This is a genomic window from Vibrio sp. D173a, from assembly GCF_030248475.1.
On the sequence record NZ_JAHGAH010001350.1, the window covers coordinates 1 to 689 of the forward strand.

Annotated in this window: 1 pseudogene; it reads right to left on the reverse strand. The window is 44.6% G+C overall.

Going from position 1 to position 689, the window contains the following annotated elements:
• Nucleotides 1-689 (reverse strand): annotated as a pseudogene (locus KIV40_RS33300) (hypothetical protein); the annotation flags it as partial.

The following is a 689-nucleotide window of genomic DNA, read 5'->3' on the forward strand; positions in this document are numbered from 1 at the left end:
GAGAAGGGGTGATCTCACTTGGCTTCAATGCCCAGTATTCGTATGCCTGAACATAGTTCGATAGCGCTACGTACATCGGACGTTTGAAGTGCATTAAAACGCGAGAAAGCTCACGCTCAACGGAATCAAAGCTATCACTGTCTAGTTGATAACCCTCAATGGCAGTATTCAGTCGTTGTTACTGATTGGTAGTGACATTATTCGTTAAAAGCAGGTCGACCAACTTAGCTTGCTCGTGAGCAAAATTGAGCTGTGTGATGTTAATGGCTTTGCCGAGTAGCACCTGTTTTTCAAGCTCCAACAGATATTGTCTTGCGCCTTTGATGCCCAAGCTGTCAGCGTATCTGAGATTGCTGCGAATCTCGGTGATCATCAAATCCCATGCAAGATTACTCTCGTTGAGTGTTGGGATATTAAAGTTAAACCCATCCATCGCTTCCGATACTTTTTGGAATTTGATGGCGGATTTAACGTCGTTGGTCAGCTGTGAAATACCAGAAATCGTTTTAGTCACGCTATCAATAATGCCAGTGACGGACTTGATGTTGGTAACGAGATTTTTTGCTTTTTCGAGTGCTTCAGGTGTTTTTGCCAGCTGCTCGGTTAAGTCATTTACCCCTGAGAGGTTACCAGTGAACACGCCACTGACCGCACTTCCGATTTCCGCTATCGCCTTGAATATCGCTAAA